At 71.1% G+C, this 24,878-nt stretch carries 23 protein-coding genes and 1 pseudogene; 20 read left to right on the top strand and 4 right to left on the bottom strand.

The features are described from left to right. Positions 1-301: 301 nt before the first annotated feature. The 12 genes from ACFHW1_RS03535 to ACFHW1_RS03480 are packed head-to-tail and all read left to right on the top strand — an operon-like array spanning position 302 to position 9,796. Complete coding sequence (locus ACFHW1_RS03535) at positions 302-829, top strand: hypothetical protein (RefSeq protein WP_416551093.1); 528 nt, start codon at positions 302-304, stop codon at positions 827-829. Then, complete coding sequence (locus ACFHW1_RS03530) at positions 823-1,758, top strand: hypothetical protein (RefSeq protein ID WP_416550835.1); 936 nt, start codon at positions 823-825, stop codon at positions 1,756-1,758. The genes ACFHW1_RS03535 and ACFHW1_RS03530 overlap by 7 nt, the downstream gene beginning before the upstream one ends. Continuing rightward, positions 1,755-2,408, top strand: a complete 654-nt coding sequence (locus ACFHW1_RS03525) for an SAF domain-containing protein (RefSeq protein WP_416550834.1) — start codon at positions 1,755-1,757, stop codon at positions 2,406-2,408. The genes ACFHW1_RS03530 and ACFHW1_RS03525 overlap by 4 nt, the downstream gene beginning before the upstream one ends. A 3-nt stretch (positions 2,409-2,411) precedes the next feature. Further along, the gene (locus tag ACFHW1_RS03520) at positions 2,412-3,212 is read left to right on the top strand and encodes a ParA family protein (protein WP_416550833.1); all 801 of its coding nucleotides are present in this window, start codon (positions 2,412-2,414) and stop codon (positions 3,210-3,212) included. Next, the gene (locus ACFHW1_RS03515; protein ID WP_416550832.1) at positions 3,202-5,055 is read left to right on the top strand and encodes a CpaF family protein; all 1,854 of its coding nucleotides are present in this window, start codon (positions 3,202-3,204) and stop codon (positions 5,053-5,055) included. Before ACFHW1_RS03520 ends, ACFHW1_RS03515 begins: the two co-directional genes overlap by 11 nt. Then, complete coding sequence (locus tag ACFHW1_RS03510) at positions 5,013-5,960, top strand: type II secretion system F family protein (protein WP_416551091.1); 948 nt, start codon at positions 5,013-5,015, stop codon at positions 5,958-5,960. The genes ACFHW1_RS03515 and ACFHW1_RS03510 overlap by 43 nt, the downstream gene beginning before the upstream one ends. Then, positions 5,960-6,826 (top strand): type II secretion system F family protein, encoded by an 867-nt coding sequence (locus ACFHW1_RS03505; protein ID WP_416551090.1) that lies wholly within the window; start codon positions 5,960-5,962, stop codon positions 6,824-6,826. The genes ACFHW1_RS03510 and ACFHW1_RS03505 overlap by 1 nt, the downstream gene beginning before the upstream one ends. A gap of 58 nt (positions 6,827-6,884) precedes the next feature. Continuing rightward, the gene (locus tag ACFHW1_RS03500; RefSeq protein WP_416550831.1) at positions 6,885-7,127 is read left to right on the top strand and encodes a hypothetical protein; all 243 of its coding nucleotides are present in this window, start codon (positions 6,885-6,887) and stop codon (positions 7,125-7,127) included. Then, positions 7,124-7,621: a TadE/TadG family type IV pilus assembly protein gene (locus ACFHW1_RS03495; protein ID WP_416550830.1), complete on the top strand. Its 498-nt coding sequence runs from the start codon at positions 7,124-7,126 to the stop codon at positions 7,619-7,621. The genes ACFHW1_RS03500 and ACFHW1_RS03495 overlap by 4 nt, the downstream gene beginning before the upstream one ends. A 2-nt stretch (positions 7,622-7,623) precedes the next feature. Further along, entirely contained in the window at positions 7,624-8,097 is a 474-nt protein-coding gene (locus ACFHW1_RS03490) for a TadE/TadG family type IV pilus assembly protein (RefSeq protein ID WP_416550829.1), read from the top strand. After that, complete coding sequence (locus ACFHW1_RS03485; RefSeq protein WP_416550828.1) at positions 8,094-8,564, top strand: pilus assembly protein TadG-related protein; 471 nt, start codon at positions 8,094-8,096, stop codon at positions 8,562-8,564. The genes ACFHW1_RS03490 and ACFHW1_RS03485 overlap by 4 nt, the downstream gene beginning before the upstream one ends. 32 nt (positions 8,565-8,596) lie before the next feature. Continuing rightward, a complete protein-coding gene (locus ACFHW1_RS03480) occupies positions 8,597-9,796 on the top strand; it encodes a LysM peptidoglycan-binding domain-containing protein (protein WP_416614793.1) in 1,200 nt (399 codons plus the stop codon). A 41-nt stretch (positions 9,797-9,837) separates the two neighbouring features. On the opposite strand, the gene ACFHW1_RS03475 is transcribed toward ACFHW1_RS03480, so the two are convergent. Continuing rightward, entirely contained in the window at positions 9,838-11,436 is a 1,599-nt protein-coding gene (locus ACFHW1_RS03475) for a class I adenylate-forming enzyme family protein (protein ID WP_416614791.1), read from the bottom strand. Beyond that, positions 11,423-12,982, bottom strand: a complete 1,560-nt coding sequence (locus ACFHW1_RS03470; protein WP_416568023.1) for an NAD(P)-binding domain-containing protein — start codon at positions 12,980-12,982, stop codon at positions 11,423-11,425. Before ACFHW1_RS03470 ends, ACFHW1_RS03475 begins: the two co-directional genes overlap by 14 nt. A gap of 126 nt (positions 12,983-13,108) precedes the next feature. Between ACFHW1_RS03470 and ACFHW1_RS03465 the strand changes: the two genes are divergently transcribed. Genes ACFHW1_RS03465 through ACFHW1_RS03435 form a run of 7 tightly spaced genes read left to right on the top strand, consistent with a single transcriptional unit; the run spans position 13,109 to position 22,158 of the window. Then, entirely contained in the window at positions 13,109-14,668 is a 1,560-nt protein-coding gene (locus ACFHW1_RS03465) for an aromatic amino acid ammonia-lyase (RefSeq protein WP_416614789.1), read from the top strand. A gap of 22 nt (positions 14,669-14,690) precedes the next feature. Beyond that, a complete protein-coding gene (locus ACFHW1_RS03460) occupies positions 14,691-16,271 on the top strand; it encodes an FAD-dependent oxidoreductase (protein ID WP_416550823.1) in 1,581 nt (526 codons plus the stop codon). Beyond that, positions 16,268-17,392, top strand: coding sequence for an alpha-hydroxy acid oxidase (locus ACFHW1_RS03455; RefSeq protein ID WP_416568022.1), 1,125 nt, complete (start codon positions 16,268-16,270; stop codon positions 17,390-17,392). Before ACFHW1_RS03460 ends, ACFHW1_RS03455 begins: the two co-directional genes overlap by 4 nt. Next, positions 17,389-18,765: a cytochrome P450 gene (locus tag ACFHW1_RS03450; RefSeq protein ID WP_416568021.1), complete on the top strand. Its 1,377-nt coding sequence runs from the start codon at positions 17,389-17,391 to the stop codon at positions 18,763-18,765. Before ACFHW1_RS03455 ends, ACFHW1_RS03450 begins: the two co-directional genes overlap by 4 nt. Positions 18,766-18,792: 27 nt before the next feature. Beyond that, complete coding sequence (locus ACFHW1_RS03445) at positions 18,793-20,091, top strand: cation:proton antiporter (protein ID WP_416550820.1); 1,299 nt, start codon at positions 18,793-18,795, stop codon at positions 20,089-20,091. Positions 20,092-20,122: 31 nt separating this feature from the next. Continuing rightward, entirely contained in the window at positions 20,123-20,806 is a 684-nt protein-coding gene (locus ACFHW1_RS03440) for a response regulator transcription factor (protein ID WP_416614867.1), read from the top strand. Then, positions 20,806-22,158 (top strand): sensor histidine kinase, encoded by a 1,353-nt coding sequence (locus tag ACFHW1_RS03435; protein ID WP_416568019.1) that lies wholly within the window; start codon positions 20,806-20,808, stop codon positions 22,156-22,158. Before ACFHW1_RS03440 ends, ACFHW1_RS03435 begins: the two co-directional genes overlap by 1 nt. On the opposite strand, the gene ACFHW1_RS03430 is transcribed toward ACFHW1_RS03435, so the two are convergent. After that, a complete protein-coding gene (locus ACFHW1_RS03430) occupies positions 22,101-22,952 on the bottom strand; it encodes a Rieske 2Fe-2S domain-containing protein (RefSeq protein ID WP_416550818.1) in 852 nt (283 codons plus the stop codon). The two genes, ACFHW1_RS03435 and ACFHW1_RS03430, sit on opposite strands and share 58 nt — an antisense overlap. A gap of 461 nt (positions 22,953-23,413) precedes the next feature. On the opposite strand from ACFHW1_RS03430, the gene ACFHW1_RS03425 reads away from it, so the two are divergent. Then, positions 23,414-24,349, top strand: a complete 936-nt coding sequence (locus tag ACFHW1_RS03425) for a hypothetical protein (protein WP_416614787.1) — start codon at positions 23,414-23,416, stop codon at positions 24,347-24,349. On the opposite strand, the pseudogene ACFHW1_RS03420 reads toward ACFHW1_RS03425, so the two are convergent. Beyond that, positions 24,350-24,878, bottom strand: a pseudogene (locus ACFHW1_RS03420) (IS701 family transposase); the annotation flags it as partial.

Raw genomic sequence — 24,878 nt, 5'->3', positions numbered from 1 at the left:
GATCGTAACCCTGAGTATTGTTCTGAATTGCCCCTGTTGCTGTCGCGGGCGTCAGCCTATGCTCCCCCCTTGAGCGATGCACTACCGCCGGGAAACATCCGACCGACCGGCGGAAATGCGTCGGTCGACACCTGGCCGGACCAGCCGGAGGCAGCACTGGATCATTCCAGCGGACAGTACGGCAACGCCCCAACACATCGATGTTGGCAATAGTGCTTGTCGCCCTGCGCCACCCTGGCCGGCCCGGCGGGCACCGAGGAGGACGGACGTGAGGCCAAGTCAGCGCCCCTGGCCAGCGGTGATGCTGGCCGCGTCGGTGCTCGCGGCTGCCGCACTCGCCGGCTGCGCCAGCGAGCAGTCCGCCACCCTGCCACCACTGCGCGTACCGGCGGCGACCGACGACCCGGCCGCCGCCGAGGCCGCCGAAGCCGCGCTCGCCGCGTACAACGGCTACCTCGCCGCCGCCGAGAAGGCCGAACACGCGGCCGACCCCCACCACCCCGAGTTGAAGAAGTATCTGGCGGATCCGCTCCTGGCGCAGGTCCGGCTGAGCATTCGAGACGCGAAGGAGCACGGCGCGATGCGGATCGGCTCGCTAATCTCCGAACCGACGGTGACCGAGGTGAATCTGGATTCGGTCCCGGTAACCGTGGTTATCCAGGACTGCCTGGACGCCACGAATTACCGGATGGTCTACGCCGACGACACCGACACGGTCGTTCCCGGCACCGAAGTGAGTCGCTACCTGGCCACCGCCACCGCGACCCGCTACGACGACGGTCGCTGGCTGATCAGCGGCGGCTTCTCGCACCGGGACCAGCCATGCTGACCGGGGTCGCCGCCACCAACCGTCGCCGGTTCGCCGGGCTGGTCCTCGTCGCCCTGCTGACCGCTGTCGGGCTGACCGCCGCTGCACCGGCTGCCGCCCAGTCGTCCGGCGGCGGCTGCGCGGTCACCCAACCCGAATGCGACGGCTGGGTCGAGGGGCCGGGCAACCCCGGCGGCCCCGGTCACGACGGCGGTGGCGGACCCGGCGACGGCGGCGGTGGGGACGGCGGAGCCGAGCCCTGCTACCGCGACGGCGTCGAGCTGCCCTGCTACGACAAAGTCCTCGGCTGGTTCAACCGGGAGAACGGGTGCTACTACATGCGGGCCGAGCCGCAGCCGCCGGGCGCTGAGCCCGGCCAAACCGCGTATCAGATCAGCTGCGTCGCCGGTCTGGTCTCCCAGGACCCGGAGTGGCTCACCGACCCGCCGCCAGGCTATGGGGCGCCGCCGGACCCGTACGAGCTGCGCCGCCGCGCGTACGCCCGAATCCAGTTCGAGAAGCCGGTCATCCACACCGCGCCCGACCCGGACAAGCCCGGCCTGGTCGGTCTGCCGGTCTGGGTGTGGTCCGAGGAGTCCAACGCCGTCTGGGGGCCGCTTGATGAGGACGAGGCGGACCGCGACGTCAGCGTCCGGGTCGTGGCCGAAGTCGACGAGATCACCTTCAACATGGGCAACGGCGACAGCTTCAGCTGCGAACGGGACGAGGTCTTCGACGCGTACGACCCGGTGGCCGACAACCCCTGGAACCCTGGCTGCGGCTACGACGACGGCTACCCGACGCCGGGCAGCTACCGGATCGTCGCCACGGTCGACTGGAAGGTCTCCTGGACTTTCAACGGGGTCGAGCAGGGCGTCTTCGCGAACCAGCAGATGACGAGCGACCCCATCGAGATTGAGATCGACGAACTGCAGGTGGTACGGCGATGACCGTGGCGACGACACGTACCGGCCAGGGCGGCGTCGACGCCCCGGTCACCCCGCCGAAGATCGTCCGGCAGCGACGGGTCCGGCCCGGCCTGCTCGGGCTGGCGGTGCTGCTGATCGCCCTCGGCGGGCTCGGGTCCGCCTTCGCGCTCACTTCGGTCCGGTCCACCGGCTCCTACCTGGCCGTCGCCCGGGACGTGTCGGTCGGTACGGTGCTGTCCGCCGACGACCTGGTGACCGTCCAGGTGGCCGGTGGGCAGGCGATCAAGCCGGTGCCGGCCAGCCAGCTCGACCAGGTCGTCGGGCTGCGGGCAGCGGTCGCCCTGGTCCCCGGCAGTCTGCTCACTCCGGCGCAGCTGACCAACGAGCCGATGATCGGGCCGGACCAGCAGCAGATCGCCATCGGACTGCGGGCCGACCAGGTGCCGGCCCGGCAGCTGAACCCCGGCGACAAGCTGATCCTCGTCGGCACCCCGACGCGTAACGCCAGTGAGAACGCGGTCACCCGGTTCGACGCGACCGTGATCGACGTGGCCGCCGACGACCGCAGCGGGGTCATCGCCTACCTGGCGCTCGCCTCGCGGGACGTGCCGGCGGTGGTGGTGCTCGCCGCCGAGGACAGGATCGCGGTCGTGCTGGCCCCGGCAGCCTGACAGATGGCCATCGTCGCGCTCGTCTCCGCCAAGGGTTCCCCCGGCGTCACCACCAGTGCGCTCGCCTGCACGCTCTCCTGGCACCACCGGGTGGTGCTGGCCGAGTGCGATCCGGCCGGCGGGACGTTGATGGCTGGCTACCTCGGCGGTGCCCTGGAGGGCCGGCGGGGGATCGGGGAACTGGCGGTCAGCGAGTTGCGCGACGGCAACCTCGAGGAGGCCTTCTGGAGCCAGCTGGTCGACCTGGACGCCCCCCGCCGGGAGCGGCTGCTGCTGCCCGGCGTGGTCGACCCGACGCAGATCGGCAGCGTCACCCCGCTGTGGCAACGGTTCGCCGACTTCTTCGTCGGCCTGGAACACGGCCGTCCACCGTACGATGTGATCGTCGACTGTGGCCGACTTTACGTCGCTAATCCACCGTGGCCGGTCCTACGGGCGGCGACTGTCGTCCTGGTGGTGGCCGCCGCGCACCTGCCCGACCTGTCCAGCGCCCGGGCGGCGGTGACCACGATCGAGCGGGACTTCGCTGAGCACCGGGTGCCGCCCGGTTCGCTGCGGCTGCTGCTGGTCGGTGACGGCCACAGCCGCGCCGAGATCAGCAAGGCCCTGCAGCTGCCGGTGATCTCCCGGTTGCCGGCCGACCCCCGTACCGCCGAGGTGCTCAGCCACGGCGGCACCGTCAAGCTCAACCGGCCGCTGCTGCGGGCGGCCGGCGCGTTGGAGGTCCCGGTCCGTTCGCTGATCGAGCGACGGCAGGCCCGGCTGCGGTGGGCTACGCCGGAAGGGGTGCCTAATGCGATTTGAGCCAGTGCTGAGCGACCCCCGCGACGAGTCCGACAACACCGCCGGCCGGCCGCAGCGGCCGGCCCGGGACCGGCCGGACCCGCTCACCTCGATCACGCCGCCGCTCGGTCCGAACGGCATCCCGGGCGAAGCCGCCCCTGGCGACGCAGTACCGCCTGCCGCGACGCGGCACAGTGGCGTACCGCTGCGTCCAGCGCAGCACGGCCACAGCGCGCGGCACAGTTGGCCGCTGGTTGTCCCGGTCAGCGCGGCACCGGCGGGCAACACACCGGCCGCTCCGCCTACCCCGGGTGCACCCCGGCCCGGTATCCAGCCCGGTACCACACCGGCCACCGCGCCTCCCGTGACCCCGCCGCGCCCCGCCCCGCCGCCCGTCGTGCCGCCGCCGACCGCGTTGGCTCCAGCCACCGCGCCGCCGGCCACCCCCGACACCACCGGCACCGGTGCGCTGGCCCGGCCGCGTACCGACTTCGCGCTGGTCCGCGAGCTGCGCCGGGAGCTCAGCACCCGGCTCACCCGCTGGCAGCGGGGTCGCGAGTTCACCATTGACGAGGAGGACGTCGAGCGGGCCCGGATCGCTGTCGCGGTCGTCGCCGAGTACGCCGACCAGGTCCGCCGGGCCGGCACCCCGCTGACCGCGTACGAGGAACGGGTGCTGCTCGACCAGGTCACCGCCGAACTCGTCGGGCTCGGCCGGCTGCAGACCCTGCTGGTCGACGACACCATCGAAGAGGTTCACATCCTCGGCTGCGACCAGGTGCGGATCACCCGGCGCAACGGGCAGGTGGACTGGCACGCCCCGATCGCCGACAGCGACGACGAACTGGTGGAGATCCTGCAGGCGGCCGCCCGCCGGGCCGGGGCCACCGAACGGTCGCTGTCCACCTCGAAGCCGACGCTGGACCTGCAACTGCCCGACGGCAGCCGGCTGGCCGCCGTCTACCTGGTCAGCCACCGCCCGTACGCGGTGATCCGCAAGCACAACACCCTGGACATCAGCCTCGACGACGTGGCCGGCGGCCGACCCGACCTGGACGAGATGATCGACGTGCTGGTCCGCGACTTCCTGCGGGCGTCGATGCGGGCCGGGCTGAACATCATGGTCGCCGGGCTGGCCGGGGCCGGTAAGACCACCATTATCCGGGCGTTGATGGACGAGATTCCGCCCGACGAGCCGTACGTGCTGCTGGAGGAGAGCCGCGAACTGCTGCCGGCCCGGCGTACCGACCGGCACCGGGCGGTGATGAGCTTCGAGGCACGGGAGGGGCACGGCGAACGCGGTTTCGACGGCCGACCGGCCGGTGAGGTGAGCATCGCCGACCTGATCCCGGTCTCGCTGCGGATGGGCGTACTGCGGATCATTGTCGGTGAGGTCCGGTCCCGGGAGATCGTGCCGATGCTGCAGGCGATGACCACCAGCCGCGGCTCGATGTGCACCATCCACGCCCGGACCCCGTCCGGGGTCGGCGAGCGGATCGTCGAGCTGGCCCTGTCGCACGGCCGGGAGATGACCGTCGACCAGGCCCGCCGGATGGCCGGCAACGCCCTCGACCTGATCGTCTACGTCACCGTCGAGGACGAGACCGGCATCGGCGGCCGCAAGCACCGGTTCGTCTCGCACGTCGAGGAGGTGATCGGGGTCGGTGAGGGCGGTCGGATCGCCACCACCACCGTCTTCGGCCCCGGCCCGGACGGCCGGGCGGTCCCCCGGCACCTGCCGGAACGAATCCGGGAGCAGCTGCTGCGGGTCGGCTACGACGCCCGGATGTTGTCCCGCTACATCGAGGCCGGCGTCGGTGCCTGGCGTCGGCCCCGGCACACCGTCCTGCGGGGGCACCGGTGAACCTGCCCGCCAACATCGAGGTGATCGCGGTCGTCGCCGGCGCCGCCTGCATCGGCGGCCTGGTCCTCGCCGTCGTCGCGCTGATCGGCACCAGCCGACCACCCGGGCCGCCGTCGCGCGCCGGGCTGCCGGTGCGTCGGCTCTGGCTGGGCTCCGGCCCCAGCCGCCGCGAACAGCGCCAGCATCAGGCGCTGCTGGTCGCCGCCGGGCTGGTCGGCGCGTTCGCCTTCCTGATCACCGGCCTGCCGGTGGCCGGCGTGCTGGTCGCGGTCGCCGTGCCGGGGGCGCCGTGGCTGTTCAACGTCGGCAAGGCCGAGCGGCGGGCGATCGCCCGGATCGAAGCCGTCGGCGAGTGGACCCGCCGACTCAAGGATGTCTCCGGCACCGGCCAGGGCCTGCAGCAGGCGATCATCGGCACGGTCAACACCGCCCCTGAGCAGATCAACCCGGAGGTACGGGATTTGGCATCCCGGCTACAGGCCGGCTGGCTGGGCCGGACCGCGCTGCTGGCGTTCGCCGACGAGATCGGCGACCCGGTCTGCGACCAGGTGGCGGCGGCGTTGATCCTGCACCTCACCGACCGGGGCGAGCGGCTCGGTGACGTCCTGGGGTCGATCGCGAACGCGGCCGCCGCCGAGGTCGCCACCCGTCGCGAGGTGGAGGCGAAACGCACCCAGCCCCGGTTCGCGGTGCGGTTCCTGACCGTGATGACCCTGCTGGTCCTCGGGTACGGGCTGGTCAACCCGGACTACATGGCGCCGTACGGCACGCCGACCGGCCAACTGGTGATGGTCTCGCTGGGCGGCCTGTTCGTCGCGCTGCTCGTCTGGGTGCGGCAGATGAGCATCCCGCCCCGACCGGCCCGGTTCCTCGCCGCCCCGGACCCCGACGAGGTGCTGACATGATCCTCAACTGGCAGTTGACCGTCGCGGTGGTCAGTGGGGCGCTGATCGGCCTCGGGGTCTTCCTGCTGCTGCGGGAGACCAGCCCGGCCACGCCGGCGCTCGGGCCGGCGCTGCGCCGGCTGCACCACGCTCAGAGCCGGCCGGGTGTGGTCACCGCGGACAGTGACCTGGTCTGGCTGACCGGCGTGGTCCGGTGGCTGCGGCCACCGCACAAGGAGCTCGCCCTGCTCGGCCGGACCCCGGAGCAGTACGCCCTGTCGCTGCTGCTGTCGGCGTTGATCGGGCTGGTCGCGCCGCCGGTGCTGGGCATGGCGCTCGGCGTGGTCGGCATCGGCCTGCCGATCGCCGTACCGGTGGCGGCGGGCCTGGTGCTGGCGGCGGCGGCCGCGCTGATCGCCCACCAGGACGTGCTGAGCAAGGCCAGGCAGGCCCGGCGGGAGTTCAGCCGGGCGGTCTGCACCTATCTGGACCTCGTCGCGTTGCAGCTGTCCGCGGCGCACGGGCCGGTGCAGGCGTTGGAACGGGCGGCGAAGGTGTGTGACGGGTGGGTCTTCGAACGGATCCGGGAGGCGCTGCGGCTGGCCCAGCTGCAGATGCATTCGCCCTGGGACGAATTGCGGGACCTCTCCGACCAGATCGGCGTGCCGGAACTCGGTGACGTCGGGTCGATCATGCAGTCGTCGGGCACCGAAGGTGCCCAGGTGCACGAGACGTTGCGCAGCCGCGCCGACTCGTTGCGCGACCAGATCAGGACCGACAACCTGGCTCGGGCGGAGGCGGTCACCGGCCGGCTCGACATCCCGGGAGCGTTCCTGGTCTTCGTCCTGATCGGATTCGTCCTCTATCCCTTCCTGGCCCGGATCTGACCGCCCGGATCTGACCGCCCGGCGGCCATCGGCCAGACCCCCGAAAGGACAAGTCACCATGCAGATATTCACCCGCCTCTACCTCGCGGTGGCCGGCCGGATCGGCGAGCTGCGCGGGGCTGACGAACGGGACCGGGGCGACAGCCCGGTCCCCACCGCGGTGATCATCGTCGGCCTGGCGCTCGTCGCGATCGCCGTCCTCGCCTGGGCGTCGAACCTGGCGTTCGACTTCATGAACGCCAACCCGGATCCGACCAGCGACCTGCCGGACTCGGGCAACTTCCCGGGCGGCGGCGATTGATCGGCGACATGTGCTGTCACTTCGTCGGCCGGCCGGGCCGGACCATCCCCACCCCGGTGGTCCGGCCCGCCTGCACCCCGGTGGCCCGGCCCGCCCGGGACCGGGGCGCGGCGCCGGTCGAGTTGGCGATCCTGCTGCCGGCGATCCTGCTGCTGCTGTTCGCCTCGATCCAGGTCGCCGCGCTGTTCCTGGCCCGTACCGTGGCGTTGAGCGCCGCCCAGCAGGCGGTCACCGCCGAACGCGGCTACGACGCGTTGGGCAGCGGCAACGCCGACACCGGGGTGGGCGCGCAACGCGCCGCCGCGTTCCTCGCCGACGCGGGCGACTGGCTCGACCCGGACCCGCTGCCGGAGCCGTCGGTCGGCCCGGACGGGCGGTACGTGTCGTACACCGTCAGCGGCAAGGCGCTGTCCCTGGTGCCGGGGGTGACGTTCACCGTCAGCGAGACCGCCAACGGCGAGATCGAGCGGTTCGAGCAGGTCGCGGGAGGCTGAACGTGCGGCGACGCCATGCGGGCTGCGACCGGGGCCGTGACCGGGGCTCCGTCTCGGTGGAGGTGGCCATCCTCACCCCGGCGTTCCTGCTGCTGGTCGTCGTCGCCTGGGTGACCGGGCGGACCGTGCTGGCCCGCAACGCTTTGGACGCGGCAGCGCACGACGCGGCCCGCGCCGCGTCCATCTCCCGGTCGGTGACCGAGGCGCAGACCAACGCCGAGTACGCCGCGCAGCAGCGCCTCGACTGGGAGGGCATCGCCTGCGCCGGGGAGCCGGCCGCCGACTTTGCCCCGAACGGGGTGGACACCCTGACCAAGGCGTTCGCCACCGCGCCCGGCAGCACCACCGCGCTGATCCACGTCCGGGTCAGCTGCACGGTCCAGTTCGGCGACCTGGGGCTGCCCTGGGTGGCGCAGGACCGGCTGCTCAGCGCCGACTTCCGTTCCCCGCTCGACCGCTACCGGGGGCGGGGATGAGCCGCCAGCGGCCGGGCGGAAGTCGCCAGCGGCCGGGCGTCAACGGCGACGCGTCCGGTCACCGCGACGCGGGGCGGGTCAGTGTCTTCCTCGCCGTGGCCTTCCTCGCCGTAGCGACCGTCCTGGGGATCACCGTGGACGCCGCCGGCAAGTACCGCACCAAGCAACGGGCGGACAACCTGGCCGCTGAGGCGGCCCGCACCGGCGGGCAGCAGATCGACATCGGTCTGGCAGTCAGCGGGGCGGGCCAGTTCATCGACGTCCCGGCGGCCACCGCTGCGGTAGACCACTACTTCGACGGCATGCCCGGGGTGACCGGGTACACGGTCGAGGTCGCCCCCGATCAGCAGCAGATGACGGTGACCGTCGACATGACCTACGAGACCACCATGCTCAGCCTCTTCGGTTTCCCGCCGGGGATTGCGGTGACCGGGCAGGCCACCGCCGTGCTCCGGACCGACCCGTGACGGGAAGCCGACCCCTCGAGAGGAGCGGCACCATGCGCGCGACCCGCGTTTCCCCCGTCCGGCGGCTCGGGCAGGTCCTCACCGGCCTGGGTGCGCTGACCGTCCTGTTGATCCTGCTCGCTGGCGCACCGGTCGCGCTGATCGCGTTCGCCGGCAACCCGCTGCCCGACCACCTGCCCGGCATCGACGAGATCGGCACCGCGCTGACCAGCCGCGACGACGGGCAGCTGTTCGTACGGGTGTTGGCGGTGGCCGGCTGGTTGGGCTGGGCGACGTTCCTGCTGTCGGTGCTGGTGGAGGTGCCAGCCCGACTGCTGCGGCGGCCGGCCCCGAAACTGCCCGGCATGGGCCGTCAGCAGCGGGTCGCCGCCGCGCTGGTCGGAGCGATCTCGTTGATCCTGGTGGCCGGTCCGGCGGCGGCGTACGCCGCACCGGGGCCGGTCGAGGCGACCTCGGCGGCGGTGGTGGGCATCGGGTTCGGCAGCGCCCCTGAGCTTGCCGCGCCCGCCGGCCAGCAGGCGACGCCGAACCAGCTCGTCGGTGCCTCCGGGCGGTCCGCCGCGTCGACACCGGCCGCCGCAGGCTCGCCTGCCCCGCTGGTCTCGCCGGCGGCGTTGCACACGCTCGCGTCGGCACCCACCGGCCCGAAAGGCGGCGACACAGCACCGACGGACCAGCCGGACGAGGCGGCGGAGCCGGCTGTGTACCGGGTCGCCAAGGGTGACTACCTCGGCCACATCGCCGACCGCTACCTCGGCGGGTTCAGTGACTACCAGGAGCTGGCCGACATCAACGAGATCGGCGACCCGGACCGGATCCGGGCCGGACAGCTGCTGCGGTTGCCTGCCGAGGCGACGGACACCGGCGTCCGGCCGCACGCCACCGGCACGGTCGTCACCCCGGCGGTGACGCCCGCCCCGGAGCAGCCGACGCCGGAGCAGCCGACGCCGGAGCCGCCGGCGGCCCCGCAGACCCCGCCGCCCGTCGACGTACCGTCGGACGCCGACCGCCCCGCCTCGCAGGTGGACAACGAGGCGACCGGCAACCTCGGCGGCGGCGTCTCCGCCGGCCGCTCCGGTCCGGTTCAGAACCTGAACCGTCCACTCGCGGTGACCGCGGTGATCACCGCGGCGAGCATCGTCGGCGCGCAGATCGGCACCATGCTCGGGCTGAAGCGGCGTACCGCCGGAACGTCCGGCGAGACCGGCCGGCACCGCCGCGACCGCGCCTGACCTGAGCCCGTACCGACGCGACCGCGCCGGTATTCGGCTGCTCAGCCGCCGCCCGGCCGGAGCTGCCGCTTGTCCGGCTTGCCGCTCGGCCCGACCGGCACCACGTCGATGAAGGTGACGGTACGGGGCCGGCTGGCCTGGCCGAGCCGGTCGACCACCAACTCGCCCAACTCCGCTGGGTCCGGCCGCTCGGCGGTAGCTGGCACGACGAACGCGTGCACGGCCTCCCCGCTGTGCTCGTCGGGCATTCCGACGACGTATGCCTCGGCCACGCCGGGATGACTGGCCAGGACCCGTTCGATCGGGCCGGCGTACTGGATGTTGGCGTCGACGATGATCACGTCACGGATCCGGCCGAGCAGGTACAGGTAGCCGTCGGCGTCGAAGCGGGCGAGATCGCGGGTCCGTACCCAGCCGTCGACGAACACGGCCGCCGTCTCGGCCGTCTCGGCCCAGTAGCCGGCGGCCTGGCCCGGGGTACGGACGAACAGTTCGCCGGTGCCGCCTGCCGGGACCTGGTTGCCTGCGTCGTCGCGGATCTGTGTGTCGACCGGGTCGGGCGGCCGGCCGACGCTGGCCAGCCGGGCCGGCACCGCGGCCATCTCGGCGGGGGTCAGTATGGCGATCAGGCCGGCCTCGGTCTGGCCGTACCCGTGGTAGACGACCGGCCCCAGCACCGACACAGCCTGAGCCAACCGGCCGGGTTCCAACGGGGAACCGGAGACCAGCAGGGCGCGCAAGGAAGCCAGATCGACCGGACCGGTCCGCTGGCCGGCAACCAACTGATGCAGCCGGGGCACGGTGATCACGCTGGCGGTCGCCCGCAGCCGGGCGATCGCGTGCGGCAGGAACGGTTCCGGGCCGCCGGTGGGTTCGGCGATCACGGCAGTGCCGCCGGCGGCCAGGGTCAGCACCGTGTACTCCATCATCACCTGGCTGCTCAGCGACCCGAAGACCAGGAAGCGGTCCAGCCTGGCGGCCAGGTCGCGGACGGCTGCCGGCCACCGGTCGGGGCGCGCCGCCCAGCCCGCACCGAGCGCGGCGTACGTCTGGAGGCAGCCCTTCGGGTTGCCGGTGCTGCCGCTGGTGTAGATGATCCGCCCGCCGTCCCCCGGACGGCCGGCGCAGTCCAGTGCGGCCGCTGACGGCGGTCCGGCGAGCAAATCGCGAACCCCGGTCGAGCCGGCGGAACCGCCCAACGGGCCGACGGCGTGCAGGTCGAGTCCGTCGGCTGCGACCCGTAGCCCGTCGGTCGCCGTGGACCGGTCGACCACCACCGCCCGGTTGGCCGGCACCGTGCCGCCACCAGTGAGGACGTGACGCAACTGTCCCGGTGTCAGCCCGGGTCGCACCCCGGCGACCCGGGCGCCGACCACCTGGGCGGCGATCATGGCGGCGAACGCCTCCGGCGAGACGCCGAGCGCCATCGCCACCCCGTCACCCGGCCCGATCCCCGCCGCCCGCAGACCGGTGCTGATCCGCCCGACAGCGTCCAGGAGCTCGGCTCCGGTGACGTGGCGCGCACCATGCTCGAACACCGTCCGGTCGGCGGCAGCCGCCAGTAGGTCCAGGATCGGCTGCGGGTACCCCGGCGCCGGCTCGGCCGGACCAGGCAGCTCAGCCGGCTCAACTGCCGACATCGGTGAGGCACCCCTTCACGAACACGGCCAGCGGCTGTTGATGCACGCTCGCCAGGTCCCACTCGTTCTCCAGATTCTCGGCGAGGTGGTGCACCGCGCGTACCCGGCCGCCGCTGTGGAACCGCACCACCGGATGCAGGTAGGTGGCCTCGTGAGCGGCGTCGGCGTCGTTCTCCGCGACCCGGGGTACCGACACGTCGAACGGGTCGACCGAGTCGTGGTTCTCCCCGTACTCCAGGGTGACGGCGAAGGTGGGCAGGCTGGCACCGAGTCCACCGTCGGTCAGGTACGCCAGCGGCACCTCCTCGTGGTGGTACGCCGAGCCGTCCGGCCCGACGGTTACCACGTCGGCGAGCACGCCGAACTGCTGCCACAGCGCCGACGACCGGTTGACCCGGGCGACGAGTGCGTCGGTGATTGCCTCCGGGGTGGCGTCGAGTCTGGTGGTCGGCCAGCCGGTGCCGTGGTACCGGGCGCCGAGGATGCGGTACAACGCCCGTACCCCGTACCGGAAGCCGTGGATGAATCCGCTGGTCGACGTCTTGAAGTCGCGTTGCTGGGTGAGCGTGCCGGTGAAGTACAGGTCGGGCACGGTGGTCGACTCGAAGGCGGACGTCTGCTCGGGGAACCGGTCGTTGATGACCAGCCGGGGTCGGCAGGTGTCGTCGAAGATGCCGGCGTCGAACCGGAACCCGGTGCAGGCGATCACCCGGTCGTACCGGATCTCCCGGATGGCTTCGACCGTCCGGGCGTAGCGGAACCGGACCAGGTAGCGGCCGTCGGCGTCGCGGGTGATGCGCTCGATCGTGCCGTCGAGCACCGCGTTCTGCGACTTCAGCTGGTAACTGTCGAGGAAGTTGTTGTTGACCGCCCGCAGGTGGCCGACGTAATGCGTCTGCCAGGCGAACCGGACGGAGCGGGGACCGGCGACGTGGATGACGGCCGCCGTTTCCATCAGCGCGTCGGCGGTCTCGAATCCGGAGTTGCCCTTACCGATGATCATGACGCGCTGGCCGGTGAAGTTGGTCGGGTCGACGCTGACGGTGTCGTAACGTTCTGCCGTCTCGATGCCGGGGATCGGTGGGACGTACAGTTGCGACACTCCGGTCGCGACGATCACCCGGCGGGCGTGCCAGGTCCGGCCGTGTTCGTCGAGTACGGCGAACCCGTCGCCGTCGCGACCGATCCGCATCACCCGGGTCTGGTACTCGACCCGTACCCCGGTGGCGCTGGCGAAGTCGGCCAGGTAGCGGACCAGGTCGTCGGCTGCCGGAAAGTACCGCATGCTGTACCGGGTGAACAGCAGCTCCGGATCGTCGCTGAGCAGCGAGTTCCAGTCCATCCGCAGCCGAAGTTCGGCGTCGTCGTAGCCGGTGTGCACTTTGTTGATGGAGATCAGTTGCCGGTGTCGGGGATAGCGGGTGAAGAACGTGCCGGGGGCGGCCCCGGCCTCGAGGACCGCGTAGTCGTGGCCGTCGCGGTGCATCAGGGCGGCGAGCTGAATTCCCGCAGGCCCGGCACCGATGATCAGATAGTCGTGTGCCATGGCGCGACGCTAGCGGTGGGTATTCAGAGATTCATCAGACCCGATTGGCTGAATCCGGGTCCGGGTCCGGGTCTCGGGGCTGTCGGGCTGAGAGTGTTCTGAGATTCCGTGGTTACGGTCGGCGAGGTGACCAGCAATACGGTGACCGAGATCGATGCCATCGATCTGATCGGCCCCCTGCACCCGGCCGACCTACGGCGCGTGGCTGCCGCAGTGCACATCGAGGTCACTGCGGCGGTACGCGGCCGGGTGCAGGGTTGCCGTTCGTATCTGCGTGGCGTGCTCGACGGCGACCGGACCGTCTACGGTGCGACCACCGGCTTCGGCGCCCTGGTCGGCTTCGCCGGCCGGGACAACGACGCCGATCAGGCCGACAACACCCTGGCACACCTCGGTGCCGGTCAGGGCCCGGACATCGACCCGGCGGTGGCCCGGGCCGCGATGCTCGTCCGGGTGTGGTCGTTGGCCCAGGGTGCCTCGGGCGTGTCACCACATGTGGTCGACGCACTGGTCGCCATGCTCGCGACCACGTTCGCTCCGGCGATGCCCCGGTTCGGCTCGGTCGGGGCCAGCGGTGACCTGATCCCGCTGGCGTACGCCACCCAGTCGCTGCGCGGTCAGGGCCACGCCTACCTCGACGGTGAGCGGCTGCCGGCGGCCGAGGCGCTCCGGCGGGCCGGGCTGCGGCCGTTGACGCTCGACGGACGGGACGCGCTGGCGTTGGTGAACGGCACGTCGGTGACGACGGCCGCGCTCGGGACCGCGCTGCACGACGTCCGGGTGGCGCACCGGTCGGCGCAGCGGCTGGCCGCGCTGCTCGCCGACGTGCTCGGCTGCGACACCCACCAGTTCCTGCATCCGAGGCTGATCGCGGCGTACGGCCATCCGGGCGCGGTCGAGGTGGCGGCGCGGATGCGTGGGCTGCTGGCCGGGGCGCGGCCGTCGGGCAGCCGGCCGCTGCAGGAGGCGTACAGCATCCGGTGCGGTCCGCAACTGCTCGGCGCGGCCGAGGGCGCGTTGCGCTACGCGGACACGGTGTTGGCGGCGGACCTGACCGGGGTCAGCGACAACCCGCTGTTCTTTCCGGACGACGATCTGGTGCTGCACGGCGGGAACTTCTTCGGCCAGCCGGCCGCGTTCGCCGCCGACGTGCTGGCGATGGTCACCGCCCAGGTCGGCAACCTGGTCGAGCGGCAACTGGATCTGCTGGTCGATCCGGCCCGCAACGGTGGTCTGCCGCCGATGCTCGCCGCCGGCCCCGGCCAGCAGCACGGGCTGCAGGGTGCGCAGCTGGCGGCGACCGCGCTGGTCGCGCAGCTGCGCCGGGAAGTCGCGCCGGTCAGTTCGCAGAGTCTGCCCACCAACCTGCACAACCAGGACGTCGTGCCGTTCGGCACCCAGGCCGCGCTGCGCGCGGTGGACCAGGCACGGCTGCTGCGGCTGATCTGCGGCTCGCTGGCGGTCGGGCTGCGCCAGGCGGTGCACGTGGGGGCGCGTCGGCCGACCGCACCGGGCTGCGCTCAGCTGCTCGACCAGCTGGTCGAGGTGGTGCCGGCGATCGACCCGGACCGCCCCCTCGACCAGGACGTACGCCGGGTAGCCGACCTGCTCGACCACGTCGACGAGGCGGCCGGCGGTGGATCGACAGACGCCGGACCTGACCGGCAGGCAGCGGAACCTCGGTAATTGTCCTTCGTAGCGTCAGGCGGTGAATCAAGCGATGCTCGACTATCTGATCATCGGGGCGGGCCCGGCCGGGCTCCAGCTCGCGTCGCACTTCGAACAGTCCGGACAAGCGTCCTACCTGGTGCTGGAGGCCGCCGGTGCACCGGGCGCATTCTTCGAGCGTTACCCGCGGCACCGCCAGTTGATCTCAATCAACAAGCCACACACCGGCTCCACCGACCCCGAACTCAACCTGCGGCTGGACTGGAACTCGCTGCTCAGCGACGACCCGGACCTGCTGTTCACCCGGTACACCGAACGGTACTTCCCGCATGCCGACCTGATGGTGCGCTACCTGGCCGACTTCGCCGCCGCGACCGGCGTTCGGGTGCAGTACGAATGCCGGGTGACCCGGGTGGCCCGCGACCCGGCCGGTGGCTTCGAGGTCACCGACGGGTCGGGCACGGTGCACCGGGCGCGCCGCGTCGTGGTGGCGACCGGGGTGTCCCAGCCGTACGTTCCGCCGGTGCCCGGCATCGAGCTCGCGGAAGGGTACGGCGACATGCCGGTCGACCCGAAGGACTTCCTCGACCAACGGGTGCTGATCATCGGCAAGGGCAACTCGGCGTTCGAGACGGCCGACAACCTGCTGGAGACCACCGCGTTGATCCACGTGGCCGGGCCGAGTTCGATCCGGATGGCGTGGCGCACCCACTACGTGGGGCACCTGCGCGCGGTGAACAACAACTTCCTCGACACGTACCAGTTGAAGTCGGCCAACGCCATCCTGGACGGTGAGGTGCGAAGCATCGTCCGCGACGCGGCCGGTTACCGGGTGCGGTTCAGTTTCAGCCGGGCCGAGGAGGTCGTCAAGGAGCTGCCCTATGACCGGGTGCTGGTCTGCACCGGCTTCCAGTTCGACCCGTCGATCTTCGCTGCGGACACCCGTCCGGCGTTGACGATCAAAGACCGGTTCCCGGCCCAGACCGCCGAGTGGGAATCGGTGAACGTGCCGGACCTGTTCTTCGCCGGCACGCTAACCCAGCAACGCGACTTCAAGAAGTCGACCAGCGGATTCATCCACGGCTTCCGGTACGGCGTCCGCGCGCTGCACCGGATCCTGCGGCGGCGTTACCACGGTGAGGCCTGGCCGGCGGGGAAGCTCGACGCCGACCCGGTCGCGATGGCCGACGCCATCATCGCCCGGGTCAACCGCACCTCCGCGCTGTGGCAGGTGTTCGGGGTGCTCGCCGACGTGCTGACCGTGGCCGGGCCGGATGTCCGCTTCCACGAGGAGGTGCCGGTCGACTACCTGGTGGGCAACGGGCTGTCCGCGCCCGGCCACGAGCCGACCCACGCCTTCGCGGTCACCTTGGAGTACGGGCCCGAGCACGACCAGGTGGACCCGTTCGACGTGTCGGTCAACCGGATCGCCCAGGACTCGGCCGGCCAGGCGCACGACGCCGCGTACCTGCATCCGGTGGTCCGGCGCTACCGCCACGGCGTCGTGACCGACGTCCACCACCTGGCGGAGAACCTGGAGAACCGGTGGGACCGGCCGGACGTGCACCGGGCGCCGCTGGTCGCCTTCCTGGGCCGTTGCCTGGCCACCGTACGCGGATGAACGGGACCAAACTGCCCAGCGTCGCCGCCCCGGTGAACCTGGCCGACCTGCGGGCGGCGGCCCGTCGCCGGCTCGACCCGGCGCACGACGACTTCTTCGCCGGCGGTGCCGGCGACGAACGGACCGTACGCGACAACGAAGCCGCCTTCGACGCCTACCGGGTACTGCCCCGGGTGCTGCGCGGCGTCGGCGCCCGTGATCTGCGGGTGGAGCTGTTCGGCGAGACGGTCTCGATGCCCGTGCTGGCCTCGCCGACCGCCTTTCACCGGCTCGCCCACCCGGACGGGGAGGCGGGTTGTGCCCGCGCGATCGCGGCGGCCGGCACGATCATGGTGGTGAGCATGGCCGCCACCACCCCGGTGGAGGCCATCGCGGCCGCCGCCGCCAACGTGACGCCCCGTCCGCCGAAGTTGTGGTTCCAGCTCTATCCGCAGCCGGACGTGGCGTTCACCGAGTCGGTGATCCGGCGCGCGGAGGCGGCCGGCTGCGGTGCGCTGGTGGTCACCGTCGACTCGCCGGTGTTCGGGCGGCGCGAACGGGACCTGCGGCACGGCTTCCTGGACCTGCCCGACGGGCTGTGCTGCGAGAACATGCGCGATCCGGTGACCGGCGAGATCCGGACGATCACGATGGACGCCGCCCTGGACTGGCGGCGGATCGACTGGCTGCGGGAATCCACTCGGCTGCCGCTCGTACTCAAAGGCGTCCTGCACCCCGCCGACGCCGCGCTGGCCGTCGAACACGGGGTCGACGCGGTGCTGGTGTCCAACCACGGCGGGCGGCAGCTCGACGGCGTACCGGCCAGCGTCGACGCGCTGCCCGCCGTCGTCGACGCGGTCGCGGGCCGCCTCCCGCTGCTGCTCGACGGCGGGGTACGGCGCGGCACCGACGTGCTCACCGCGTTGGCGTTGGGCGCGGTCGCCGTCGGCGTCGGCCGGCCGGTGCTGTGGGGCCTGGCCGCCGGCGGTGAGATGGGCGTACGCCAGGTCCTGGAGCTGCTGCGGGCCGACCTGGACCGGGCGATGGCGCTTGCCGGAGCGGACTCTCCGGCCGCGATCACCCCGGACCTGGTCACCCCGGCGGTGGGCGGCCGAGCGTGGCCGGCGGGGGTACGCCGATGACCGGGTCCGGCGTACCCGTGCTGCTTGCCCTCGTGGCGGCGGCGGTCCTGGTGTGGACGCTGCCCCGCTGGCTGCCGCCGGCGGTGATCGGCCTGCGGCAGTGGGTGTTCGCCCGGGTGAACGGTGGTGAAGGGATCGCGGTGCCCGGCCCGCTGGTCGGCGCGGAGCACTTCGAGCGGGTGTACGCCCACCCGGCGGCGGACGGACGCAGCCGGGGCGCGGGCCTGTCCGATCTGTTCTGGTACTGGTTGTCTCCGGGGCCGCACATGCACCAGGAGCACCTCGAATCGGGTGAGCGCTACCGCACCGTGGCCCGGACCACCCGGCGGGTGCTGGCCGTGTCGCAGCGACGGTCGACGGAGTTGGCCGCCTCGGCCGCCCGCCGGCAGCTGGACCGGCTGCCGCCCGGGCGGACCAGCCTGGTGCGGCTACGCGACATGATGCTGCCGATCTGGGCCGAGGTCTACTACGAGCTGGTCTTCGATGAGGCGTGCCCGCCGGACGCCCGGGCGCTGATCGTCGCGAACGCCGGCGACGTGTCGTCCGCGCTGAAGTGCAGTGGGCTGCGGCACCTGAGCCGGCGGAACCGGTTGACCCGCTATCTGCGGGCCCGCGTCGACGCGGGGACCGCCCCGGTCGTGCTGCCGGAGCCGTTCACCGCCCAGGAGACCGCCTGGTACCTGCACGGTGCGTTCTTCACCACGGCGGTCGTGCAGATGTCCGAGGCGATGGCGCATCTGCTGCTGGCCGTCGCTCAGCATCCGCCGACGCAGCTCGCGGTGCGCCGGGCGTTGGACGGGCCGGCGGAGGCCGCCGATGAGCTGCTCGACCGGGTGATCGACGAGACGTTGCGGGTGCATCCACTGTTCGGGGTGGCGCACCGGATCACCTCGGCCCCGATCGAGGTGGATGCCGGCACCACTCTGCCGGCCGGCTCGGTGCTGCTGTTCAACTATCTGGCCTTTCAGCGCACCGGACCGGCCGCCGACGACGATTTCGACCCGGACCGTTGGTTGCGGCTGTCCCGGCGGGAGGCACACTTCGTCCCGTTCGGCGTCACTGCGAACCGGGCCTGCCCGGCGCGCGGTGTCGCGCCGGTGATGATGCGCGCGGCGACCCGCGAGGTGCTGCGCCGGTACGCGCTGGTCTCCTCGGTACGCCACGACCGGTCGTTGCCCAGCCGGGGTCCGTGTTACCTGCTCCCGGCCGGTTCGGGCGAGGTCGGGCGGCTGCGGCTGTGGCTGATGCGCACCGAGGACCGGTGGGCCGACGTCTGGCGAAGCCTGGTCCAGCTGGTGCTGGGCAGTGTGATGGTGCTCCACGCACGACGGCTGCGGCTGTGCGCGAACCACTTCGACCAGGCCGGGCGCTGACGCTGCCGAAACTTCGCTGGAGGGCCGATGAGTACGGTCGACCTGGCGCCACGGTTCTTCATTGCCGTGGCGGTCATCCTGCTCTGCTGCCGGACGGTCGCCTGGCTGCTCGGCAGGGTCGGCCAGCCGGCGGTGGTGAGCGAGATGCTCGCCGGGGTCCTGCTCGGGCCGTCGTTGCTCGGGCTGCTCGCCCCGACCGCCCAGCGGGCGCTGTTTCCGGAACAGCTGCATCCGGTGCTGTACGTCGTCGGGCAGATCGGCCTGGTGATGTTCATGTTCCAGGTCGGTTACGCGTTCACCACCCACCGGGTGGCCGACCTGGCCGGCACCGCCGGCGCGGTCTCGGCCGCCGGGGTGCTGGCACCGTTGGCGCTGGGCGCGCTGCTGGTGTTCGCCACCGCCGGACGTGTGCCGGTGCTCGCCGACGGGGTCCCGACCGGGGTGACGGCGGTGTTCGTCGGTGTCACCCTGGCGGTGACCGCGTTTCCGATGCTCGCCCGGATCGTCACGGAACGCGGGCAGGCCGGCACCCGGCACGGTTCGCTGGCCCTGGCCAGTGGCGCGATCGACGATGTGGTGGCCTGGATACTGCTTGCCGTGGTCCTCGCCGTGGCCACCGGTCGGCCCGGTCCGGCGCTGGTCACCGTCGGCGGGGCGGTGCTGTTCGGGCTGCTGCTCTGGCGGTTCGGGGCCCGGACGGCGGCGGCGCTGATGCGCGACGGCCGGCTCGGTGACCAGTCCCGGCTGCTGGCCGTCGTGACGCTGTTGTTCGCGGTGGCGTGGTACACCGACGAGATCGGGCTGTACGCCGTTTTCGGCGCGTTCGCGCTCGGTGCGGTGATGCCGCACGATTTGCGTACCGACCGGGTGGTGGAGACGCTCGTCCCGGTGTGTCAGACCGTCTTCCTGCCGTTGTTCTTCACCTATTCGGGCCTGCACACCGAGTTCGGCCTGCTCGGCGATCCGTCGGTGCTGCTGTTCGCGCTGGCCTGCGTGGCGGTCGCGATCCTGGGCAAGTTCGGATCATGCTGGTTGGCGGCCCGGCTCAGGGGCGAGCCGAACGGCGTGGCGTTGCGGGTCGGCGCGTTGATGAACGCCCGTGGCCTGATGCAGCTCATCGCGCTCAACATCGGGTTGTCCACCGGTGTCGTCAACTCTACGATGTTCACCGCGTTGGTACTGGTCGCCCTGGTGACGACGTTGATGACCACGCCGCTGCTGAGCTGGTTCGAACGTGTCGATCGCCGCCGAGGGGCCGGACCTGCGGCAGTCCTGATCGTCGACCCGCCGACCGAAGTCCCTGAACATCGACAAAGGTCTATGTAATCTGGGTCTGGTGTGCGATTCTCGACAGGTGATGACGGCAAGCGTGACGTCGCCACCGGCACTGCGCCTGCTCCTGATCGAGGACGACGCGGACCTCGCGGGTCTGCTGACCGAAGTGCTGGCCGACGAAGGATACCGGGTCGACGCCGCCCGCGACGGACAACGCGGACTGCATCTAGGGCTTACCCGAGCGTACGACGTCATGGTCATCGACCGGGTGCTGCCCGCGATCGACGGGTTGAACCTGCTCGCCCGGCTGCGTTCCCGTTCGGTACAGGCCCGGGCATTGATGCTGACCGCGCTCGGCGCCGTCGACGACCGGGTCGCCGGCCTTGACGCGGGCGCCGACGACTACCTGGTGAAACCGTTCGAGCTGGACGAGCTGGCGGCTCGGTTGCGGGCGCTGTGCCGGCGCGCCTTCGACACCGCCGAGACGGTACGGGTCGGCGATGGCTGGCTCGACCTCGGGCTGCGGGACGTGGTGCTGCCCGACGGATCCCGGGTCGCCCTGTCGTTGCGGGAGTTCGGCCTGCTCCGGGTGATCGCCATGACGCCGACGAGGGTGCACTCCCGGTCCGGGCTGCGTCGGCAGGTGTTCGACGACGCCCATGCCACCTCCATCGTCGACACCTACGTCTACTACCTGCGCCGCAAACTCGGTCGGTCGGTGATCCGGACTGTGCACGGGGTCGGCTACCGGCTCGGTGAACTCTGATGCCCCACCCGTCGGCCGAGCAGTTCGGCATCTCCTGGGCGGCCGCCGAACGCAAGGTCATCGCGCGGGCCCGGCTGCGCGTCGGCGCGCTGGTCGGCCTCGCGGTCACCGCACTGGTCACCCTGGTCGGCGGGATCGCCTACGGCATGCTCGTGCACGGGCAGGAGAAACAGATCGACCGGGAGCTGCGGTACACCGCCAGCCGTGGCGACCCGTCCGGGCCGCCGGGCTGCACCTGGCTGTTCCTGCGCGGCGGCGGCGAGCCGCAAGACGCGGCCCTTCCCGCACTGCAGACAGCAGGAGTCCCCGCACCGGCCGGATTCCCGCTGCGCCAGGTGATGGAGACGGTTGCCGCGACCGGCATCGAGCAGGTGACCAGGGTCGAGCGCAACGACACCGTCTACTTCGTCCTCACTCAGCCCCGGGACGGCGACACCATTCAGGCCGTCTTCGACACCCGTTACCACCTCGCCGACCGTCGCCAGCTGCTCCTGGCCCTGTCCATCACCGAGGGGATCGGACTGCTGGCCGCGCTGGCCAGCGGGATGGTCGTCGGCTGGCTCACGGTCGCGCCTCTCGCCGAGGCGCTCGCGCGTCAACGGCGCTTCATCGCCGACGCCAGCCACGAACTGCGTACGCCCATTGTCCAGGTGCACACCCGGGCGCAGGTGCTCGCCCGCCGGGCCCGTAACGGCAACGGCAACGGCAACGTTCCGTCCGAATACGCCGCCGACCTGGACCGGCTGGTCGGCACCACCCGGCAACTCGGCGAGGTGGTCGACGACCTGCTGCTGTCCGCCCGGCTCGGCGCCGCCCCGGCCGACCGTGCCTCCGACGCGCCGGTCGACCTGGCCGCCATCGTCGAGGACGCGGTCCTTGCCGAGAGCGACCGGGCACAGGAGTGCGGCGTGGTGATCGCCCTGGACCGGTCCGCCGGTCCGCTGCCGGTGGCCGGGGTCTCCTCAGCGCTGCGCAGGGTGGTGTCCGAGTTGCTGACCAACGCGTTGCGGCACTCCCGACCGGGCGGCCGGATCGATGTCGCCGTCTGCCGCACCGCCGTCGGCGACACGATCGAACTGACCGTCGCGGACACCGGCGACGGCTTCGACCCCGACGAGCGCATCTTCGACCGGTTCCATCGCGGTACCGGGGCGGACCGGCTGCACATCGGCCTGGGCCTGGCGCTGCTGCGCGAGGTGGTGACGGCGCACCGTGGCACCATCGAGGCCGCCGGCCATCCCGGTACCGGCGCGAAGTTCACCGTACGGTTGCCGGCTGCCGCAGGTCCGCCGGATCAGGGCAGTTGGGCCTGCACGACGCCGGCCACCACCCGGCTGCGCAGCACCTGCTGATCGGTGGCGGCCGGGCCGTGGGCGACGGTGCCGTCGGTGAGCCGGAACGCGCTGCCGTGCCACGGGCACACCACGCAGGCGTGGCCGTCCGCGCTGATCACCTCACCCTGGTCGAGGGGTCCGTTCTGGTGGGCGCAGTGGGCCAGCAGGACCGTGACGTCCTCGCCGTGCCGGTAGACCAGCACCGGTACGTCGTCCACCTGCCGGCTGATCATGCCCGATTCGGGCAGGTTGGCGAACTCGGCGATCGGGTGCCAGCCGGCGGAGATCCGGTGCAGCTCGGGCACTGCGTGGTTGACTCCAGCGGCCTGCTTGTAGGCGAGATGACCGCCGAGGAAGCCGCCGGCACCGACCGCGGCGAGGCCGAGGAATCCGAGCGTACGGCCGGTCTGGTGGCGGCCGCGCAGCCGGGCGACCAGCGACCCGGCGTAGCAGGCGATGCCGACGGTGTTGGCGATCGCGTGCACCAGGCCGATCCGGCGCTGCTCGCGGGACAAACTCGCCCAGTCGTTCGCTCCGGTGACGGCCGCCGGGATCGCGGCGGCCGTGCCGACGCCGACCAGGGTGGTCGCGGCCCGTCGCTGTCCGGGCAGCATGTCGAGTACGGCAGCGCTCAACCAGGCACCCATCGGCACCTGGATCAGCACCGGGTGCAGCGGATGCCCCAGCCACACCCCGTGCAGCAGGTCGCGGACCCGTTCGTCGCTGATCCGCCGCTGGACGCTCTGCTGCAGCCGGTCGCCGATCCGGTCCAGCCCGGTCGCCTGCTCGATCCTCATCAACAATGCCCGCATCGCGTCGACGTTCCCGCCAGACCCACCACCAAACCTTCGGCGAACAGGTTGGCAGCTATCTCGTCGTCGACGGGCCATCGGGCTGCTCGCGTGGCCTACAGCCGTGGGGTAAGTATCATCCTCGACTGAGACTTCGCGGCGCTAGGGCGAGTTGAGCGAACTGTCTAATGCGGAGACAGATGAAACTTTCCATCGGACGACCTACATGCCCCGATACAGTGCTAGAGCCTTGTTCAGGCCGCCCGCACGCGTCGTGTGCCGGTCGGCCTGCCAATGCCAACGGAGGTGTTGCCTGGGCAAACTCCAATCCGCATGGGTAGGAATCTTCTTCACTGAAGCGCTAGAGGTGTCCAAAGCAGAGTAACCTACGAGTCAGTCCACCTCGTCCAGGTGCACCAGTGATGAGATGATCATCAACATAGACCTTGACCACACTAGGTGTCCTCTGTGATGCTGGATCCGTGAACGGGGGCAAGAAAACAGTCATTGCGACATTGACGATCCTGGCGGCAGCGGCAGCGATTGCTACGTCCCGTGCAGCGATCAGTGCTGAGAGGTCGGAGATATCACCGACCATCTCCTCCTATCCTCCGGCTGATGCAGATCCAGACCTTCTGCTGGTATGGGCGGAAAACCTGCTCGCCGCGCAGTGCATGGCGGAAGTCGGACACCTGCTAGTGGTTGACTGGCCTGACGTCAATTCCACGCAAGAGGACGCGTACGCCGAAATGTATGGAGCGACGGACCCTGCAGTAGCCTTCCAAGCCGGATATGGGATCAACCCTCAGCTACATAACGTCCAGTTGAAGAACTCTGATCCCAACTGGGCCTACGTCAGATCTCTCAATCCGGCCGAGGATCGCCAGTTTCAGCTCGCATACTTCGGCGATCCGGCAGATTCAATAAGAATTGAAACAGATGATGGCTGGTTGGAAGTCGGCGGCTCAGGGTGCCTGGCGGACGCTCGGACAAGACTCTACGGCAGTCTGCGAGAGTGGGTCCGTCTAGATGCTTGGGCCAGTAGTCTGCACCCTCGTGCCCATGACTTGGTGACAGCTGACGATTCATATCCAGATATTCTCATGGCCTGGCGAGAATGCATGGACCGGTCTGGATATAGCGTCAGAGACCCTGGTGATAGCCGGAGCAAAGCCGCAACGCAGCTCCACGCTGTCGGTGCAGAGAAGGCGCTAGCCATGGAACGCAGCGTGGCTGCAGCAGACGCCCGTTGCAATTCTGAAACAAGAATGCGTGAGCAATCTGTCAAACTTCACGACAAGTATGTTGCACAGATCGTAGCGTCGGAGCGGATACTCGCCGACAATTACCGCGCCTGCCGGACCGCAGCCATCCTTACCGCCGAGCGCTTAGTAGGGCAGCCGTACTTCGTGACTTGATCATGTGAGTCTGGATCGGTAGTGGTACCAGCGGGCGCGGGCTTGATGGCGGCGGCGCCACCAGGACCAGCGGAGATGGTGTTCGAGGCTGTGCCAGGCCCTGGTCGCGAGGTTGTACAGCCGTTTGATCTCGACAACGGTCAGCCGGGCGAGTCCGAGGTCGGCCGGTGGTGGTTCGCTGGGGTGGGTGGGTCGGGGCGGTGGCGTGGTCCCGGCCGCGGCGTCGGCGGCGGTGACCGCGCAGACGGCGAGCGCGGCCATGACCAGCACTATGTGCCGCATGATCGGGGTGTGGAGCCGGTTCTGGAACTGGTCGAACCCGAAGTGGTCCTTGCCGAACCCGTGGTCCTCCTCGATCGTCCACCGCCGGCCGGTCACCCTCACCAACGCGGTCAGGGTCGCCGGAAGACGCTCCGGTATCCAGCAGTAGAAGTAGGCCAGGTCGTCGGGGTCAGCCAGGCTCCGGCGTACGAGCAGGTAGTGGCGGGGGCCGGCGGTGGCGATCCACGCCCACGCGTACCAGCGGTCG

Origin of the sequence: Micromonospora sp. LOL_014 (genome assembly GCF_048060245.1) — a bacterium.
In the GTDB taxonomy this organism is placed as follows: Bacteria; Actinomycetota; Actinomycetes; order Mycobacteriales; family Micromonosporaceae; genus Micromonospora_E.
The sequence above is the reverse complement of the archived record's forward strand: the minus strand, read 5'-3'. Positions and strand labels throughout refer to the sequence as shown.

What these genes read in the sequence shown, in the direction of transcription:
- ACFHW1_RS03535 (WP_416551093.1), top strand. Translation starts at nt 302, where the DNA reads ATGCTGGCCGCGTCGGTGCTCGCGGCTGCCGCACTCGCCGGCTGCGCC.
- ACFHW1_RS03530 (WP_416550835.1), top strand. Translation starts at nt 823, where the DNA reads ATGCTGACCGGGGTCGCCGCCACCAACCGTCGCCGGTTCGCCGGGCTG.
- ACFHW1_RS03525 (WP_416550834.1), top strand. Translation starts at nt 1,755, where the DNA reads ATGACCGTGGCGACGACACGTACCGGCCAGGGCGGCGTCGACGCCCCG.
- ACFHW1_RS03520 (WP_416550833.1), top strand. Translation starts at nt 2,412, where the DNA reads ATGGCCATCGTCGCGCTCGTCTCCGCCAAGGGTTCCCCCGGCGTCACC.
- ACFHW1_RS03515 (WP_416550832.1), top strand. Translation starts at nt 3,202, where the DNA reads ATGCGATTTGAGCCAGTGCTGAGCGACCCCCGCGACGAGTCCGACAAC.
- ACFHW1_RS03500 (WP_416550831.1), top strand. Translation starts at nt 6,885, where the DNA reads ATGCAGATATTCACCCGCCTCTACCTCGCGGTGGCCGGCCGGATCGGC.
- ACFHW1_RS03485 (WP_416550828.1), top strand. Translation starts at nt 8,094, where the DNA reads ATGAGCCGCCAGCGGCCGGGCGGAAGTCGCCAGCGGCCGGGCGTCAAC.
- ACFHW1_RS03480 (WP_416614793.1), top strand. Translation starts at nt 8,597, where the DNA reads ATGCGCGCGACCCGCGTTTCCCCCGTCCGGCGGCTCGGGCAGGTCCTC.
- ACFHW1_RS03475 (WP_416614791.1), bottom strand. Translation starts at nt 11,436, where the DNA reads ATGTCGGCAGTTGAGCCGGCTGAGCTGCCTGGTCCGGCCGAGCCGGCG.
- ACFHW1_RS03470 (WP_416568023.1), bottom strand. Translation starts at nt 12,982, where the DNA reads ATGGCACACGACTATCTGATCATCGGTGCCGGGCCTGCGGGAATTCAG.
- ACFHW1_RS03455 (WP_416568022.1), top strand. Translation starts at nt 16,268, where the DNA reads ATGAACGGGACCAAACTGCCCAGCGTCGCCGCCCCGGTGAACCTGGCC.
- ACFHW1_RS03450 (WP_416568021.1), top strand. Translation starts at nt 17,389, where the DNA reads ATGACCGGGTCCGGCGTACCCGTGCTGCTTGCCCTCGTGGCGGCGGCG.
- ACFHW1_RS03445 (WP_416550820.1), top strand. Translation starts at nt 18,793, where the DNA reads ATGAGTACGGTCGACCTGGCGCCACGGTTCTTCATTGCCGTGGCGGTC.
- ACFHW1_RS03440 (WP_416614867.1), top strand. Translation starts at nt 20,123, where the DNA reads ATGACGGCAAGCGTGACGTCGCCACCGGCACTGCGCCTGCTCCTGATC.
- ACFHW1_RS03435 (WP_416568019.1), top strand. Translation starts at nt 20,806, where the DNA reads ATGCCCCACCCGTCGGCCGAGCAGTTCGGCATCTCCTGGGCGGCCGCC.
- ACFHW1_RS03430 (WP_416550818.1), bottom strand. Translation starts at nt 22,952, where the DNA reads ATGCGGGCATTGTTGATGAGGATCGAGCAGGCGACCGGGCTGGACCGG.